Here is a 14,296-nt window from a genome sequence, read left to right on the forward strand (position 1 = left end):
GCGGCTCATGCCAGGCATCTCCACGATCCAGGCATGCGTTCAGTCGTTACCACCCGGATGCTTGCGCATCCTGGACTCAAAAAACTGCCACGCGGCTGCCGGCGTATCAACGTCATGGTTCATTTCACCGAGCAGCTTGCGTTCAGCAATCGCACGATCGATGAGGGCGGCCAGAAAAGCGACGTCGACTGCCAGGACGCCCAGCCGCCGCATAAACCCTACTCAGAATTACAACAAATCAGTGACAATTGATTAGAATTATTGATATTCAACCAACTACAATTAGTAGGAATCATCCTACACGGTGAAGTAAATTCTCTATATTTGATTCAACTTTTTGGGAGGAAATATGAAATTTCATATGTTCTTGACGCTTCCAATGTTGCTCTCCCTGGCTGGCTGCGCAGGCATGATACGTACTCCACAAGATCAGGCAACTCAAATTGATTTCAGTGCGAGCTACATGAATTCCCTGTCAGAAAAATATAAACCCAACGATAAGCTAACCAGCTCGAACTTCCATCAGCAACTCATAAACTACGATAGCCTCGAAGGCAAGGATCTAGATGAGGAAGCCAGGAAGGCTGACATTGGAATCAAATCACTTGCCCTTGTCGACATTCATTCATTGACAAATGGCTTGCACAGTATTGAAGCCGATATTTCGCGGCACTTGACATATAAGGCTATCGAAGAAAATCGTCTGAAAGCCCTGGAAAAGGAATTTTCGGCACTCAACAAAAAAACACCGCCGTCTGACGTCGCGATAGCTGCGCTGCAAGATAAAATTGATGAAAGAAAAACAAAACTATCTGAAATTGCATCAACGTTGAGAAAATTTGAAGCGGATAAGTCATCGCAAATCTTGCTCATCGAGGAAAAAAAATTAATAGTAAAAACGATCGATGGGAAGGTTTACCAGACATCGGAAAAAGACCGAATGCGCATACGAAACGGGATAGTTCGCGACTTCATGGCCATCGCCGACCATAATTACATGCAATTCAAGAACGAATTGCTGGCTGGACGGGTGCGTACCGATACGATTGCGGACATCACTGAACTTCTGTTATCCACAGCCACCACGCTCACCGGTGGCCTGATGACCAAGACCAACCTGGGTGCGGCATCAACCCTGTTAAAAGGATCGCGGGCAACCGTAGACAAGAATTTCTTCGCGCAACAAACCATGCGGGCCATTATCAACTCCATGGAGGCAAGCAGATCTTCGGACAAGACCGTCATTATTTCAAAAATGAACAAGTCCACGAGTGTCTATCCTATTAGCGAAGCGATTTCCGATGTTCAGCGGTATCAAAGCCGGGCCAGCCTCTTCCTGGCGGTCCTGGATCTGGCGAACCAATCAGGCAAAAGCGCCGTTTCGTTAGAGAAGGACCTGAATACAGAAACCATGCAATCGATAAACTAGGGCAATGCTATGGAAAATTATCCATGCATCATGATTGCCTTGTCCGTCGTTAGCAGTTAGGCTGCGTGCTCGCCCGCCACCAGACATTGGAATTGTGCGGGCGCATCCCAACCCTACCGGACTCACAGGCATCACTTGAAAAAAACTACCATTGCCGCCGCTGCGGCCATCATTGCCATCGCCACCACCGTCTACGCTTCGCCGTACTACACCTTGCACCAGATTAAGACTGCGCTGGCCGAGCGCAATGCCGAAGCGCTGGCCGCACACGTGGACTTCCCCGCCCTTCGCGCCAGCGTCAAGACGCAGCTGGAAGCCAGCATGGCCCGCAGCATCGAGGCGACAGCCGGCAGCGGCAACCCGCTGGCCGCCCTGGGACAGTCGATCGCGAACGCCATGCTGGGCAAGATGGTCGACACCATGGTCTCGCCCGCCGGCGTGGTCGCGCTGGTCAACAAGAGCGCCGTCAGCCCGCAAGCAGAGGTGAAAGCGAATCCGGATGCGCCCGCCGATGGTGCACGGAAGAAGGCCGACTATACGGCGGGCTATGCCGGCGTGAACACGTTCGTCGTGCGCGCCAAGGATGGCAATGCGCAGGAAGGCGCGCTGGTCCTGCTGCGCCATGGCGTGTGGGGCTGGAAACTGAGCTCGATCGAGATTGCCTCGGCGATGGCCGCACATTAGCACAGCGCGCGCATGCGCCAGCAATCTGAGACACAATGCGGGTCATTTACATCAGATTGCAGGAAACTTCATGCTGAAACACACCGCCTTGGCGCTGACTATGGCCTGCGCCGCGCCATCCGCCCATGCCACGGATGGGATTGCTGGCGCCGAGCGCAGCCACTCCGTCGCCGCGCGCATGCAGGCGGAAACGTCCAGCGCTGCCGATCCTGACGCCCCCGCCCTGCTGCCCGTGCCCAGCGACATTTCTCTGGCCGAACTGGAGCGCCGCCTGGCACTGGGCCAAGCGCAGGCCGCTGAAAAACACTATACCAGCGCGCTCGACCCGGCCATTTTGAACGGCCTGGCACAGCAGATGGATTGCCTGGACATCATCGGCGTGCAGCCGTTCGGCTTCCCGCTCGATCAAACGCAGCCCACCGTCCTGAGCGGCGCACACCTGCTGGCCCGCTGCCCGGACAGGGCTTACGTGACGATCACGGCGATGTCGATGGCGGGCAAGACGGGCAAGCGCGTCAGCATTTCGCCGCAATCGTTCCAGCAGACGGTGGATGGCAGGCCCGCGCGGCGCCTGTATTACAAGGCGCCCAACGGGCGCCAGAAGGAATCGCTGACCATCGCCAATGGCAGTTATGTGTATGCGCTCGAATATTGGTCGCTCGATGACAGCCAGCAAAGCGGCATGGTCGGCAAGCGCAGGATGGAAACCTTGACGTTGCCGCAATAAAATAGGCGCGAAAAGGTGAAATACTGTATATTTATACAGTTATTGACTATCCCCCTTTCGAGCATGCCTGCACACCCGCACAAGGACTTACCCTACACTATCTGCATCAGCGCCACGATCGATGCGGAGGTCGAGCAAACCATCCTCGACGGCTTGAATGCCTATAACGATGCGATCACGGGATACCAGGACAGGCAGGTATTGAGCGTGGTCGTGCGCGACCGCGACAGCCAACGGGTGCTGGGCGGCGCCATGGGCCGGACCTCGCTGGGCCTGCTGTTTCTCGATCTGTTCTATTTGCCCGCCGCCTTGCGCGGGCTGGGTCTGGGCAGCCAGATACTGGCGCAATTCGAAGAGGAAGGACGCCGGCGAGGCTGCGCTTCGGCGGTGCTGTACACCATCAGTTTCCAGGCACCCGAGTTTTACGAGCGCCGCGGCTGGCGCCGCTTCGGCGACATCGCCTGCAGCCCGGAAGGCACGAGCCGGGTATTCATGAGCAAGGCCCTGTAAGCCGTAAACGACAATGGCTGGCGGCAAACCTGCCGCCAGCCACTCGACAACCGCTGCTTACATGCCCAGGGACTTGAGCAGGTCGGCGTTGTCGTCGTCTTCCGGTTCCGCTGCAGGCGCCGGGGCGGCGTCCCGTTCGCGGTTCGCGAATTCGCCATCCATCAGCGAGTCGGCGTCGACTTCGCGCGAATCGAAATCATGCAATTTGATGAACTCGGTACGGTCGATCGCCAGTTCCAGGTAGAAAATATTGTTCTTTTCCGTGTAGAAAGTGACGCGGCGCATTTCCGGGCGGTCCAGCGGCGTGTCGACGCTGAGCATCACCTGCTTGTTCAGCACCAGCATCTTCGGCTGGCTCTGGGTGATATTCGTTTGCAGTTCGCGCCGCACCTTGCCCGTGAAGTCGCCCACGATCTGGTTCATCAGCTCGCCCATGATGTTCGACACTTCGTCCGACGTGTAGAAACTGGCCAGCTCCGACTTCGGCATACCCATGTGCAACATGTAGCGCTCGTAGATTTCCATCGCCGTATCGGCGGCAAAATTGAGCACGACCAGGCCCGTGAAACCACCATCGAACATCACGAAGCAGCCGATGTCCGGCTTCAGGCCCGTCTTGGTGATGCGCTGCACCATGCCCGAATAATTGACCTTGCTTTGCGTTGCAACGTTGAGCACCCGAACCACCGAGTTGCACAAACTCATCAACAAATCTTCTGTACCGTACACAACATCCTTTTCTGCATCCATGAGCAACCTCTCCTACTATTTTAAAGATGACAGCACTGTTCCCTGTCCGCCGCGAGCCGAAATACGACAGTTTCGCTCAGCAAGCGGACGACTTCACCTTTGCATGTCTGACCTTGCGTGGCAGCGCGCGCCGCGTTGCCGCCGGCACGAACCGCCCTCTTACCTTTTTCCGTATAGAAATAAGTATCAGATGCGCAGAATACCCAGATGTAACATTTCCGTCCAGCCATACCTGCATTTACTTGATGATCTGTGCAGAAATACCATATCCGGCCTGGGCACTGGCGTCAGCACAGGAAATAGTAACTAAAAATCAAGGGCGCGCAAGACCACGCCGCTGACCAGCAGATCGCGGCTCAGGTAGGCGAATGCACGCTGGCCGATGCGCAGGCGGTGGGTGTCGAAGATGGCCAGCAAGTCGCCGCCCTGCCCCTGGTCCAGGCTGTGCAATGCCGTGATGGTGATACGGCACATCTTTTCCGCCCCGAAAACGGTCAAATGGAAACGGATGGCGTCACCCGCCTGCTCGAGCGCGATGCTGTCGCGCAGGATTTCATAGGGCATGGCAGTTCTCCCCGCTGTGGGACGAATGCGCTGGCAGGGGGCGCCCGTTCATGCGGCGAACGTAGCGGCAGAATCGACATGCCGTGGCAAGTCGATGATGAAGACGCAACCATGGCCAACCACGCTTTCCACGCTCAAGTTGCCGCCATTCGCTTCCACGCTGCGCCGGGCAATCGACAGGCCCAGTCCCAGTCCAGTCTTGTTGGCGCCGGCTTGCGTAAATGGCAGGAACATGTCATCCGCGGCCTCGGGCGACAGGCCGGCGCCGTTGTCTTCCACCTCGATCCTGATCCGTTCGCCATTCGCATACGCGCGCAGCACCACGGTGCCATTTGGCACGCCAAACTTGAAGGCATTCTGCAGCAGGTTTCCCACGGCGGAGAGCAGCAAATCCTGGTCCGCATGGAGCTGCAGCAAGGGAGCGACCTCTTCCACAATCAGGGTGCAGTGCAGCAAGTTCGCTTCCAGGCTTGCCGAATAGCGCAGTTCATTGATGAAGTTACTCAGGAAGAAAACCGAACGCTGCAAGGTCAGGCCCGCCTCCACCCGCACCTCCGCCAGGGAGCGGTCGATCAGGGTGCGCAAACCCACGAGGCTGCGCTCGAGTACGGCCCCGGTCGCGCCCGTCACACCCATGCCGCCCTGCTTGAGCGCGGCGACAGCCAGGCTGGCCGTTCCCAGGTGATTGCGCAGTTCATGGGCAAAGTAGCCGATGCGCTGGCTCAGTGCCAATGCCTGTTCATTGGCAATCAGCACGTCGCGCCGCTGGGTAAATTCGGACACGGCTTCGGCAATGCCGTTGTCGAGGCAGCGGTTCAGCGTCCTGAATTCCTCGACGGCGAACTGTTCCTCCATGAGCACGGCAAGGTCGCTGACAGATTGGCACAGGTCGCCATAGTCGTGCACCACCTGGCTGACGGAATAGCCGAGCGTCAGCAATTGCCCGCCGTGCGTGGTGGCACTGCCGGCCAGTTCCGATGTACCCGCCGCACTACCGCCAGCGGGACCGGAAATGGCCAGGCTCTGCGTCATCTGGCCTGCCTCTTCCGCCTGCAGCGTGCGGATCAGCTGATCCAGGAACATGGGTATGCCGTGTTGTAACTGTTGTTCGGTCGGCAATCGCAATGGTCTCCTGGCGACTTTATCTCGGCAACGGCGCTCCAGCTCGGCGCGATGTTCCGCTAGGAATAAATGCATCATGACGTTTCCGGCAATCTCAATGATTAAGAATAAGCAAGCCTAGCGCACTGACCTGTCAAACACCGTCTGTTACCGTACATATTCGCGCCCGCCTGCCTGGCGCCGTGCAGCGCAGGCCTCGGCCAGATCCCTGTGCTATTGTCATCAGATACATCATCAGGCAGGAGTCATGCATGCTCAACATCGTTACCAGCGTCTCGTTCCGCTACATCGACCCACGCCACAAGGAACCGGGCCCTAGCAGGGAATTCATCAATCAGAACATTCTGCTACCGCCGGGCGCCCATCTGCCGCGCATGGGCGAGGCGATCGAACTGATGCACTGGGACTTGAACCGCGACATGAAATCCGGCGTCTATTCTGTGCTGTTTGTCCATACACGCATCGCCTTATTTGATGGCAACGAAAAGCCTTCCGGCTGGCACACCACGATCACCGTGGGACCGCAGTCCGACGAAATCGACGAACGTTTTCTCAGCGCTCCCTCCTGATAGCCGTGCGCCCCTTGTTCCGGGCAGGCCTGACCACCTAAAATAGTGCTTTATATTAAACATGATCGTGACGGCAACAAGCACCAATGTCACGCACAAGGAAGTCAATGAGCACACTTGTAGAAGAACAGGCAACGGCGGAAATGATGGCGTCCGTGGAAGCGTGGTTTGTCGAGCGCCTGAAGCGCACCGACCTGGAAAGCGCCGTAAATCGCACCACCTTGCAGATGGGTGTCTTCAGTGATTTATTGCTCGACTACAAACCCGGACGCACCACGGCCGACGATTTCCAGCTGACTAATGCCGATGAGTTCGCACCGAGGACGCGATCGGGCCTCGATGAAGCCGTCGTGCGCGACAGTATCGCGCCCCAGCTGGTTGCCATGGTGCAAGCGAAGCTTGAAACACTGGCCGACACGGCGCTGATCGACTACCGCTTCAGCTTTCGCGGCAAATTCCAGACAGCACAGGGCACGCTGCACCTGAACCTGCTCGACTACGTCAACGAAGGCAAGCGCCTAGCCTTGCTCGAGCGCATACACGGCTACGTCACGCAAAAACTCGAGCGCGGCAGCCGGCCGACGAAAAAGCTGGAAACTTTCTTCCTGGCGCGCCAATTGCTCGATCCGCGCCTGTTTCCGCAGCCCGATATCGCCTGGACCATCGCACAATTCGAGCGCATCGAGCAGCTGAACAAGTCGCGGCCGCAAGCGCTGGCCGAACATCGCAGCGATATCATCCAGGCCGTGTCGGCCTGGGCGGAAAAGCAGTTCCTGCCGCAGTTCTATGATGCGCAGCAATCAGCCTACCGCAGCACGGAATACACCCTGAAGCCGGACGCGGCGCCCGATGCGCAGGCGCGGCAAGCGATCGATCTGCTGCTGTATGGCGCCGTGATGATATTGCGCCACGAACCGAGCTACGCCAAGTCCAGGGGCCTCGAATTCCTGGAAAGCGCGCGCGAACTGGGCAGCGAACGGGCCGTGCGCATGCTCAAGGAAGGCAGCGGCACCTTCCCCGAAGGCGATATCCACGTAAAAAATGCGCTGCTGGAATGCCGCGCCAACGATGTGTTTGCCACGATCAGCATCGCCATCGCCCGGGAAGAGGAAAGCGCGTATGGGCAGGCGCTGGCCTTCATCACGCATTTGCTGCAAAACGGTTTTCCGAAAAGCTACCAGATCAAGCTCAAATCCAAGGTCAAGGCCTACCTGCCCGCCAAGGGACTGGCGAAATCCGATACGCACCGCTTCTTTGCCAACACCCTCGCCTGGCCCGCCCTGCAGCCGCAACTGGAAGCGTATGCGCGCGCAGCCATCGAGCAATTCGAATTCTATGCCGACACGGAAGGCGAAAAGAATTGCATGCCCGGCAGCTATGCCGTGTTTGGGCTAGGCCTGCTCGACTCTCGCTATTTCCCGCTGGTGCAGCACTACATGGCCAATGTCGACGAGGAACACCAGTCCGTGCAGGATCAGTTCACGGCGGCCTTCGCCGAACAACATGGCGTGACGCCCGCCTCCGCTCCTGTGCTGGCGGCGTGCCTGCGCGCGTGCACGGATAACGCAAAGGTGAAAATCCAGGCGGAACTGGAGGATGTGGAGACACTGGAACTGTTCTGCCAGCAACTGCAAGGGCTGGAAGGCTATCTGGTGGAACACATGCTGTATCCCGTCTGGGGCAAGCTGGAAAAGCTGGCGGCCCAGGCGCGCAAGGCGCAAGGCCGGCGCAAGGAGCTGCTGCTGGCCTTGCTTGAAGCGGCCAGCAAGACGGCCGCCTGAGGTGGACAACGTTGCGTGCGCAACGTTATGACTTTCACCATATATAATGCGGGCGCCGAAATTGCCACAAGGCATCTTTTGGCGCCTGACATTGAATCGTGGAGAAAATACATGCACCAAACACAACAAACATCGCGCATCGCCGTGCTCGCGACCGCCTTTGCCGCCACCATGGCGCTGGCCCAGCCCGCCATCGCCGCCGACGCCGCGGAACTGGCCCCGCTCGATGCGGCCAACCTGTACATCAAGACCATCATCAACCAGGATGAGGCCAGCGTCGCCAAGCTCAACGCCTACCTGCGTCCCACCCGCCTGGCCGGCCACCAGAGCGCCGAATACGCGTCGTACAGCGACATGAAGGCAGCGGACGCCAAATTCCCAACGGAAACGGGCAAGCTGATCGCCGACCTGTTCCCCGCCGCCATGCGCGCGGCCGTGACGCCGGCCGCCGAATTGCTGGCGGCGAACGTCATCGCCGCCAAGAAGGGCGCCGCCTGCCAGGCCACCAAGGCGGACCCTGTAACGGTGGAAAACGGCATCCAGACGGCCGCCGTCAGCTTCGAATGCCAGATCGTCAAGGTACCGCTGGCATGGGCACCTGCCGCCCAGCAACTGGCGAAGAGCGGCTGCAAGGTCGAGCAATGCAAGGCTGGCTTGCAAAAGATCGCCGCGACCTACACCAGCTCGTCGAAACAGACGTGGCGCGCCGTATTTGCCGTCAGCCGCGAAAAGAACTCGGAAGCCTGGCGCAACGATTTCGCGCGTGAAACCTTCGATGAAATCTGGGAATATCTGTAATCCTTCACGGATTGATAAACTGCCGATGGATAAGCCCAAACTGACACCAGTCGCCCAGCCCGCAGGCCTGGCATTGCTGCACCTGCTCGCCCCGGAGCATGTGGAGGTCACGCTGGGCGCGCAAGTGCTGGCGCTGGATTTGCCTGCCCTGCACGGCAAGCAATTGCTGGCGCTGCTGCGCCGGCTGCGTGCCGCGCAATCCAACCAGCAGGATTATGCTGGCGCCAGCGTCGAGCAAGCCGATCAGCTGTTTGGCGCCGCCATCGCCGCCGTCAAGACGGAGCTGGCCACGCGCCCGCACATCCCCAACAAGCTGGAAGCGAAGGCCTTGCGCCAGGCGGCGGCCAGGAAGCGTTAATCGAGGCGCAAGCCGGCCGCCAGCAAGGCCATCCCGTGCGCGCTGGCACGCCGGCGCCCTTCTATAATGGGAAGCTCTCTTGTTTCCGCTATTGAAAGACGCCCATGCCCACACGATTTTCCCGCCACGTATTGAACTGCGCTATTCTTGCTTTCTCAGGCTTGGCCGCCATGCAAGCGGCCCAGGCCCAACCTCAGCCGACAGGCCCCATCGACGCGCGCGCCGTGTGGCAGGAACGCTCGCTGTCGGCTTGCCGCAGCGAACAATCGACCACCGCTCCCGACGTGTGCCTGCTGCGCACCATGCAGCGCTCCGGTGCCCGCCCACAAGCCATCGCCGCCGCCAGGATGCTGGTGAAAGCGAACAATGCCGGCTTCATTTCCGCCTGGCGTCCGCTGGGCAAGGCGGCCCTGGCCACCGTCACCTATCCGTTTCGCGCCAACACGAATGAAGGCACCTTGCTGATCGGCAGCGATGGCGCGGCCATCGATGTCGACGAGAACTCCGTGCGCGAGGAAGATCGCGCCACACCGGCCTGGCGCGCGTTTGCCGCCGCCCATCCAGACTCTGTGCCGTTTGCGCCCGCCGACTTCGTCGGCAGCACGGCCACCAGCGATGGCGGCCAGAGCGTGCTGTTTTCCACGCCCCTGATCACCTGCCACGCCTGCGCCGAGGATGGCGCCCTGCTGGTCGCCTACACGATCGACAATGCGGGAATCGTGCGCGAGCGCAAGCTATTGACGATCAAGTAATGCTGTACCAAAGATAAGATAGAATTGCTTGATGGCATGTCTATACGAGTACATGCCATCGATCCAAACTTACTTATTACAGGAAAACATGCGCCGCTCTTGCCTTGCACTACACCTCACCGCCGCCCTGCTGCTGTCCAGCCCCTTCCACCTCGCCAATGCCGCGCCCGCCGCTACCGCTTCCTCCAGCGCGGCCGCGCCGCTCGTCATCGGCGAAAGTTTCAGCATCGATTCACAGGCGCTGAAAGAAAAACGCCACATCAATGTCTACATGGCGCGCGCCTGGGATACGCCGCCCGACGCACCGCTGCCCGTGCTGTACATGCCCGACGGCGGCGTGGCCGAAGACTTTTTGCACGTGGCCGGCTTGCTGCAAGTGTCGGTAGCGAATGGCACGATGCGCCCCTTCATGCTGGTCGGCATGCAAAATACGCAGCGCCGGCGCGACCTGACGGGCCCGACCGGGAATGCGGAAGACCGCAAGATCGCCCCCGTGGTGGGCGGCGCGTCCGCCTACCGGACCTTCATCCGCGATGAGCTGATGCCGGAAATCAAGCGCCGCTACCGCACGACGGGCGAGACGGCCATCGTCGGCGAATCGCTGGGGGGCCTGTTCGTGGTGGAAACGTATCTGCTGGAACCGCAGCTGTTCGACCATTACCTGGCCTTCGACCCCAGCCTGTGGTGGAATCATGGCGCCCTGCCGCGCCAGGCGGCAGCCCTGCTGGCGAAAGGCACGCAAGGCAAGCACAGCCTGTACCTGGCGTCCAGCAGCGAAGCGGGCATCGCCGTGGAAGTGCAGCGCCTGGCCGATGTGCTGGAAAAACAGGCGCCGCGCGGCTTACAATGGCACCTGGAAAAGATGCCGGAAGAAACACATGGCACGATCTATCACCCGGCAGCCCTGAAAGCGTTTCGCAGCGTCTTCAAGCCGGCCACGCCGCCGCAATAAGGGGGACGTCTACGGCGCCGGCAGCGCCTGCCCCATCTGCTCGCGCAGCCAGCGCAGCAAGGTGGTGCGGCGCGCATCGCCATCGAATGGCAGCGGCGACAGCAGGAAATAGGCGCTGCCGTCGCGCCGGAACCCGAAGGGCGCGACCAGGCGTCCGCTGTCGAGGTCTTCGCGCGCCATGAAGACAGAGCCGATGGCCACGCCGAGGCCGGCGCAAGCCGCTTGCAGGCTCAGATAGAAGTGCTCGTAAGTCTGGCTGTCGCCCTGGCCGCCGCCGTCAGCGTCGGCGTCCTTGACGGCGGCGCGCCAGTGCGCCCAGGCAGCCGGGCGCGACGCCGTGTGCAGCAGGCGCTGCGCGGACAAGTCCAGCCGGCCTTGCCCCAGCAGGGCCGGCGCGCACACGGGCGCAATCCATTCATCGCACACCTTTTCCGCATGCAAGCCCGCATCCCACAGAAAATCGTTGCGGCGCAGCGCCACGTCCACCGCGTCGCGCTGGAACGCCACCGGCCCGCCCGAGGCGAACAGGTGCAGCGGCACCTCGGGATGCCGCTGGTAAAAGTCGCCGAGGCGCGGTATCAGCCACTTCATCGCGATCGTCGGCTCGCACGACACCACCAGCGGCCCCTGGCGCACCGGCTGGCGCACGGCTTCGAGGGCAGCGTCGAGCCGCTCGAATGCTTGCTGGACGGCATCGCGCAGCTGCGCGCCCGCAGGCAGGAGGAACACGCCGCGGTTGCGGCGTTCGAACAGGGGCGTGCCCAGCGACGTTTCCAGCAGGCGGATTTGCCGGCTGACGGCCCCGTGCGTGACGTGCAGCTCCGCGGCCGCCTGGACGAAACTGCCCAGCCTGGCCGCAGCCTCGAAGAACCGCAAGGTGCCGAGCGCCGCCTGCCTAGTCATGATCTGTCACTTTTTCTCACACATATCCGCAAGATATCATCGTTTTTCATGGAAGGCCATTATAGGGATAATTTGTCTTCCGGCAGCCCGCATGCGCGCCGCGCCCTTGCCGCACAGGCGAGAAATAGTCACCGATGGCCGTGCGGGCGCCACCACTGTCCAAGGAAGACACATGATTGCATTGCTTGCCGTTGCCCTGATTACCCTGCTCGCATCCATCGTCCCCGGCCCCGATTTCGCGATGGTCACGCGCAACAGCTATCTGCATGGCCGCCGTGCCGGCCTGCTGGCCGCGCTTGGCATCGCGCTGGGCGTGCAAGTGCACGTGTTCTATACGATGTTTGGCGTAGCGCTGCTCATCGCCGGTTCGCCTGCGCTATTTACGGCGATCAAGCTGGCCGGCGCCCTCTACCTGGCCGTGATAGGCTGGAAAACCTGGGCCAACCGCGCCGGACTCGTCATCGACCTGCATGGCGGCGCCAGCGTGCCACGGCGTCAAATCTTGCTCAACGGCTTTCTGACCAATGCCCTGAACCCGAAAACGACCCTGTTTGTCATCAGCACCTATACCCAGGTGGTGGAGCCCGGCACGTCATTGACAGTCCAGTTCGGCTACGGGCTGTGCATGTCCGCCATCCACCTGGCCTGGTTCGCCCTGGTGGCCGTCTTTTTCTCGCAAGCGCGCTTTCGCATGCGCATGGTCAGCCACCAGCGGACCATCGACCGGCTGATCGGCGCGGTCCTGATGGCGCTGGGCGTCGCGCTCGCCTGCGCCAACATGGACAAACTGTAATCTGGCGCGGGACGTGCCCGCCACATCGGGCGGGTAAAATCGGCGGCCCTGCTTTTCCCGCCCGAGTCAGATACCCATGAGCTTTTTGCAATTATTAATCCTTTCCATCGTCCAGGGCTTCGCCGAGCTGCTGCCCGTGTCCAGCTCCGCCCACGTCATCATGGCGGAAAAATGGATGGGCTTGGACCCGACGTCGCCGGAGCTGACCATGCTGCTGGTGATGCTGCACACTGGCACCATGTTCGCCGTCATCGTGTATTTCTGGAAATCCTGGCGCGCCACCTACTTCAGTTCGGCCACCGCCTTCCGCAGCAATGTGCTGCTGCTCGTGGCCGCCACGGCCCTGACGGGCATCGTCGGCTTTGGCTTGCTGAAAGGCATTACGCACGTCATGAGCAAGGATGCGCCCGGCTTTGAAATCGAACACCTGTTCGGCAACGCGAAACTGATGGCCGCCGCGCTGGCCGCCGCCGGCGTGCTGATCATTGTGTCGTCGCGCCAGCAAGCGCGCCAGCATGGCACCTTGTCCATCGGCAAGGCGATGGCGATCGGCGCCGTGCAGGGCCTGTGCCTGCCTTTCCGCGGCTTTTCCCGCTCGGGCGCCACCATTTCCGCCGGCATCGCCATGGGCGTGCCGCAGCGCCGCGCCGAGGAATTCAGCTTTGCCCTGGCCGTCGTGCTGACGCCGGCCGTGCTGGCCAAGGAAGGCTGGCGCTTTTACCAGGCCGTGGCTAATGGCAGCCTGGACCATCTGCAACACGGCAACAGCCTGCTGCACCTGCTCGGCCCCAGCCTGCTGGGCATGCTGCTGTCCTTCCTGGCCGGTTTGCTGGCCTTGCGCTGGCTGTCGCGCTGGCTGGAACAGGGCCGCTGGCATTTCTTTGGCGCGTATTGCCTGCTGGCCTCCTTGGTGGTGCTGTACGTAGGGTAAAATCGCCGGGTTTACAGCTATACACATCCCAGCCAGTTTTACTGAAAGCCAACGATGAATTTCGCCGCCACCGCCGCCCTCTCGCTTGCAATGTCCACCGATGCCTTCGCGGCGGCCGTGGGCAAAGGCGCCGCCCTGCACAAGCCGCAATGGCGCGAGGCGCTGCGCACGGGCCTGATCTTTGGCGTCATCGAAGCCATCACGCCCATCATCGGCTGGGCCCTGGGCAGCGTGGCCGCGCCGTACGTGGAAGCATGGGACCACTGGATCGCCTTCAGCCTGCTGGGTATCATCGGCTTGCTGATGATACGCAATGCCCTCAGCGATAGCGATGAGGAAGAAGCGCCAGCACAGTCGCACTCGTTCTGGGTGCTGGCCGTCACCGGCCTGGCCACCAGCATCGACGCCATGGTGGTGGGTGCGGGCTTGGCCTTGCTGGGCGCCAACATCGTCGTGACGGCCGCCGCCATCGGTTTTTCCACCTTCGTCATGGTGACCTTGGGCGTGATGCTGGGCCGCGTGCTGGGCACGGTAGCGGGCCGGCGCGCCGAACTGGTCGGCGGCCTGGTGCTGATCGTCATCGGCTGCGTGATCCTGTACGAGCATATCGGCCATCCGGCAGCCTGAGCCCCGGCACGCCGGCCCCGCCTTCCTTCTCGATAGCCGCTGACGG

At 60.7% G+C, this 14,296-nt stretch carries 18 protein-coding genes; 14 read left to right on the plus strand and 4 right to left on the minus strand.

The features are described 5' to 3' along the window. Positions 1–33 precede the first annotated feature (33 nt). From CSQ91_RS28570 to CSQ91_RS07495, 5 genes are all read left to right on the plus strand, one after another. A complete protein-coding gene (locus CSQ91_RS28570; RefSeq protein ID WP_143450971.1) occupies positions 34–252 on the plus strand; it encodes a hypothetical protein in 219 nt (72 codons plus the stop codon). A gap of 97 nt (positions 253–349) precedes the next feature. After that, positions 350–1,429 (plus strand): hypothetical protein, encoded by a 1,080-nt coding sequence (locus CSQ91_RS07480; RefSeq protein WP_143450972.1) that lies wholly within the window; start codon positions 350–352, stop codon positions 1,427–1,429. 135 nt (positions 1,430–1,564) lie between these two features. Then, positions 1,565–2,113 carry a DUF2939 domain-containing protein gene (locus CSQ91_RS07485; protein ID WP_099387855.1) on the plus strand — a complete coding sequence of 183 codons (549 nt, stop codon included), beginning with the start codon at positions 1,565–1,567 and terminating at the stop codon, positions 2,111–2,113. Positions 2,114–2,183: 70 nt separating this feature from the next. Beyond that, positions 2,184–2,840 (plus strand): hypothetical protein, encoded by a 657-nt coding sequence (locus CSQ91_RS07490; RefSeq protein WP_099387856.1) that lies wholly within the window; start codon positions 2,184–2,186, stop codon positions 2,838–2,840. A 63-nt stretch (positions 2,841–2,903) separates the two neighbouring features. Beyond that, the gene (locus tag CSQ91_RS07495) at positions 2,904–3,350 is read left to right on the plus strand and encodes a GNAT family N-acetyltransferase (protein WP_143450973.1); all 447 of its coding nucleotides are present in this window, start codon (positions 2,904–2,906) and stop codon (positions 3,348–3,350) included. Between the two features lie 57 nt (positions 3,351–3,407). Here CSQ91_RS07495 and CSQ91_RS07500 read toward each other — a convergent pair whose 3' ends face one another. The 3 genes from CSQ91_RS07500 to CSQ91_RS07510 form a co-directional block, all read right to left on the minus strand. After that, positions 3,408–4,100 carry a DUF3334 family protein gene (locus tag CSQ91_RS07500; RefSeq protein WP_034784631.1) on the minus strand — a complete coding sequence of 231 codons (693 nt, stop codon included), beginning with the start codon at positions 4,098–4,100 and terminating at the stop codon, positions 3,408–3,410. 306 nt (positions 4,101–4,406) lie between these two features. Beyond that, positions 4,407–4,664 (minus strand): DUF1488 family protein, encoded by a 258-nt coding sequence (locus CSQ91_RS07505; RefSeq protein ID WP_099387857.1) that lies wholly within the window; start codon positions 4,662–4,664, stop codon positions 4,407–4,409. A 48-nt stretch (positions 4,665–4,712) separates the two neighbouring features. After that, positions 4,713–5,747: a sensor histidine kinase gene (locus CSQ91_RS07510; protein ID WP_306508552.1), complete on the minus strand. Its 1,035-nt coding sequence runs from the start codon at positions 5,745–5,747 to the stop codon at positions 4,713–4,715. 290 nt (positions 5,748–6,037) lie between these two features. On the opposite strand from CSQ91_RS07510, the gene CSQ91_RS07515 reads away from it, so the two are divergent. From CSQ91_RS07515 to CSQ91_RS07540, 6 genes are all read left to right on the plus strand, one after another. Then, on the plus strand, positions 6,038–6,355 hold the full coding sequence (locus CSQ91_RS07515; RefSeq protein WP_092605004.1) for a hypothetical protein: 318 nt from the start codon (positions 6,038–6,040) through the stop codon (positions 6,353–6,355). Positions 6,356–6,462: 107 nt separating this feature from the next. Next, complete coding sequence (locus CSQ91_RS07520) at positions 6,463–8,136, plus strand: DUF6138 family protein (protein WP_099387858.1); 1,674 nt, start codon at positions 6,463–6,465, stop codon at positions 8,134–8,136. Between the two features lie 111 nt (positions 8,137–8,247). Then, positions 8,248–8,934: a hypothetical protein gene (locus tag CSQ91_RS07525; protein ID WP_099387859.1), complete on the plus strand. Its 687-nt coding sequence runs from the start codon at positions 8,248–8,250 to the stop codon at positions 8,932–8,934. A 25-nt stretch (positions 8,935–8,959) separates the two neighbouring features. Then, complete coding sequence (locus CSQ91_RS07530; RefSeq protein ID WP_099387860.1) at positions 8,960–9,292, plus strand: hypothetical protein; 333 nt, start codon at positions 8,960–8,962, stop codon at positions 9,290–9,292. Positions 9,293–9,462: 170 nt separating this feature from the next. Further along, positions 9,463–10,044 carry a hypothetical protein gene (locus tag CSQ91_RS07535; protein ID WP_143450974.1) on the plus strand — a complete coding sequence of 194 codons (582 nt, stop codon included), beginning with the start codon at positions 9,463–9,465 and terminating at the stop codon, positions 10,042–10,044. Between the two features lie 88 nt (positions 10,045–10,132). After that, positions 10,133–10,996, plus strand: coding sequence for an alpha/beta hydrolase (locus tag CSQ91_RS07540; RefSeq protein WP_099387862.1), 864 nt, complete (start codon positions 10,133–10,135; stop codon positions 10,994–10,996). 9 nt (positions 10,997–11,005) lie between these two features. On the opposite strand, the gene CSQ91_RS07545 is transcribed toward CSQ91_RS07540, so the two are convergent. Then, the gene (locus CSQ91_RS07545; protein ID WP_099387863.1) at positions 11,006–11,899 is read right to left on the minus strand and encodes a LysR substrate-binding domain-containing protein; all 894 of its coding nucleotides are present in this window, start codon (positions 11,897–11,899) and stop codon (positions 11,006–11,008) included. A 172-nt stretch (positions 11,900–12,071) separates the two neighbouring features. Here CSQ91_RS07545 and CSQ91_RS07550 point away from each other — a divergent pair, with 172 nt between their 5' ends. From CSQ91_RS07550 to mntP, 3 genes are all read left to right on the plus strand, one after another. Further along, positions 12,072–12,692 (plus strand): LysE family translocator, encoded by a 621-nt coding sequence (locus CSQ91_RS07550; protein WP_099387864.1) that lies wholly within the window; start codon positions 12,072–12,074, stop codon positions 12,690–12,692. Between the two features lie 76 nt (positions 12,693–12,768). After that, positions 12,769–13,623 (plus strand): undecaprenyl-diphosphate phosphatase, encoded by an 855-nt coding sequence (locus tag CSQ91_RS07555; protein ID WP_099387865.1) that lies wholly within the window; start codon positions 12,769–12,771, stop codon positions 13,621–13,623. Positions 13,624–13,677: 54 nt separating this feature from the next. After that, a complete protein-coding gene (mntP, locus tag CSQ91_RS07560) occupies positions 13,678–14,250 on the plus strand; it encodes a manganese efflux pump MntP (protein ID WP_034785905.1) in 573 nt (190 codons plus the stop codon). Positions 14,251–14,296: the final 46 nt, after the last annotated feature.

It is taken from the genome of Janthinobacterium sp. BJB301 (genome assembly GCF_002735685.1).
Lineage (GTDB): Bacteria > Pseudomonadota > Gammaproteobacteria > Burkholderiales > Burkholderiaceae_D > Janthinobacterium > Janthinobacterium lividum.